Raw genomic sequence first — 2,405 nt, 5'->3', positions numbered from 1 at the left:
CGCCATAACGTGCCACAACAGGATTCTCGCCAAAATCTGACCCTCCACACACGGAAAGCCCTTATTTCATTGAAGTCCGCATTGCCAAACCGGGCTCAAATCCATCGCGAAGTGTCGAAGTTGGGGGCCAATCACCGAAGATGTCGCAAAGACCGCTTTCGGGCGCCGCGGTCAAAAATGGTGGTCTCAACCGCCAACACGTTTTCAACCAATGTGTGCTCATTATTGCCAAGTTGAGGAGTGGCCGACCTCGCCGTGCACGAGCCCGAAGCCTTCGGCACCATCATCGACCAGGCGAAATCCGCTCTGAACGCGTAAGCATTCCTGCCCCTTGGGGGCTATCGAGGCCGTCCGCCAACCCGGGCGGCCTTTTCATTTCGACTGGCTCAGAATCGCCAGGAAACCTGCGCGTTTGTGGCAAGGAATTCAACCGTGCCGTCGGTGATGCCGGAACCGTTTGCGGTGAACGCCGCCTCGAGGAACTGCACATCGAACGTACGGCTGGCGCGATCGACAAACTTCAGGCTTTGGTGGACCGTCCAGTTGCCATGATGACTGCCGAGCCAGGCGAGTGTCTTACGCTCAAAGTCGGAAGAATCCACATTGCTGCCGTCGAACGGAACCGTGTACCATCCCAGCGTGCCGCGTCCCGGCTTCTCCTGTACGGTACCGTCGCTCCAGCGGGTTACCCAAGTGTAGGACACGAGATGGGCGCCGCCGTAGGAAAAGTTGACAGAATAATGGTCCGCTTCCGGCGCGAAAGCCCGCACCGCGTTAAGCCGCGCAGAGGGAGCACTTTTTAACACGGCGGAGGACTGCACGCCGTCGAGGTAGGCTAGGGGCTCGTTGTCTTTCCATGCGATCACTTCGAGCTGGACAACTGGTGGCCGAGCGCGATGTGCAAAGTCCTCATGCAGAAATTGCTTCTCCGAGTTCCATTCCGCATATCGCCCGTCCGGTAGAGAGCACTGACTGTCTTCATTGCCGCTGAGACACTCCGCATGCCTTTCGAGCAGCGCGGTTCTATAGCGTTCAATGATCGCACGTGCCTCGGCCGCCGTATCAGCCCCCGGGATTGCCCATTCTATCTGGTTCGGCATGAGGCGAGGGTAAATCCCGACACCACTTTCATACTGTTGGACGACGTCGAGATCCTTTTCACAGGAATGGAAATCGTCGGCCAGTTTCTGAATCGCTTCCTCTTTCGCATCCGGCCAACCTGGAAAGGCATCTGGATTCCAGTTAAAGTCCTGCATGGACGCTGCCTTGTAACGAATGGGCGCGGCGTTGTCCTTGGTGAACGTTTGAAGGGTGTCCCGACATCGGTTCAGAACCGCGTCGAGCGGGTTCTCCGAAGAGGCAATGTCACCTGAAAGCACCTGCCCGAGCCCCGCAATGCCCGTGCCGCCCACGGAACGTGCGGTGACCGAAACGCGTGCCTGCTTGCTGGCAATTCTTAGCATCGCCGTGAACTTCGCCTTCGCCTCGCCGCCAAGGCTGCCCCAACTTCCCTTCCCGAAAGATTGCGACATGAAATCAGTCTTGGTTGAGAAATCGAGACCATCGACGGTGATCGCCACCGCCAGCATTGCACCATAAAGCTCCTGCCCTATGTAGCGCGAGCCGTAACGCTTTGCGAATGCTTGTTGGCTTTCCTGCAACAAGGCGGCAGCGTCATCGTTCAGAGCCGGGGCCTTGTTGGGGTCAAACGTACGTCTGCCGTAAATCGCGCTGGCGTGAACCATCACGGTCACGCTATCGCGGGTGAATTTGGTCGTATTGTCGAAAGAGTAATCGGTCCGCCCGGATCCACCAAGCGCTCGCGCCTCGGCGTGACCAGAGATACCGATTGTAAGCTCCAGTTCGCGCCGATTGCGCACGAAATAGGCGTCTAGCTGCGCGCTCGTAGAGGTGTTCTCCCGATAGTATGGCAGAAAGGTGATCGCCGGGAGCTTAGTCTTGGTAATATTCGAGGGGTCAAAATTCTGACCAAGGGACAGGATAGAGTTAGACGCATAGGCGTATTCGTCAGGTTCTCCATCGACGTCTTTCAAGACGCCCGGGAAATGGGCGTTTTCCCGAGAATAATCTTCTGGATCGGGGGGAACTACCACATTGTTCATAAGTGCTCCTGTCGTCATTTGCCAAACGCTAACCTCTGCCTAAAACGCCTGTCTACATTGCAAAAAGTATGGTATCGAAACCTGAGTACGTCAACAAAAGTGAACGCCCTGCACCTTTTCGCCCTGAACATGACCAAGCTTTCCATAGGCCATGTCGGCCTTAGAGCCCGATTTGAAACTAATTGAGTGAGTTCAGGAGGTTGTGTTTCTGTTCGGGTACGACACTGAACGGAGACCACGATGGCCTGGACCGAACTCACCCGCAGCCAGCATGCCCGTGAG

The 2,405-nt window shown here is 56.4% G+C and carries 1 protein-coding gene; it reads right to left on the bottom strand.

What is annotated here, in order from left to right; translation table 11 throughout:
• Positions 1-386: 386 nt before the first annotated feature.
• Positions 387-2,123 (bottom strand): hypothetical protein, encoded by a 1,737-nt coding sequence (locus AAFO90_RS24645; protein ID WP_347511158.1) that lies wholly within the window; start codon positions 2,121-2,123, stop codon positions 387-389.
• Between the last annotated feature and the right edge of the window lie 282 nt (positions 2,124-2,405).

The organism is Phaeobacter sp. CAU 1743 (genome assembly GCF_039839315.1).
GTDB classification, from domain to species: Bacteria; Pseudomonadota; Alphaproteobacteria; order Rhodobacterales; family Rhodobacteraceae; genus Phycobacter; species Phycobacter gallaeciensis_A.
This window is presented reverse-complemented; position numbering and strand designations above follow the sequence as displayed.

Coding starts and splice junctions, on each gene's coding strand:
- AAFO90_RS24645 (WP_347511158.1), bottom strand. CDS start 2,123: ATGAACAATGTGGTAGTTCCCCCCGATCCAGAAGATTATTCTCGGGAA.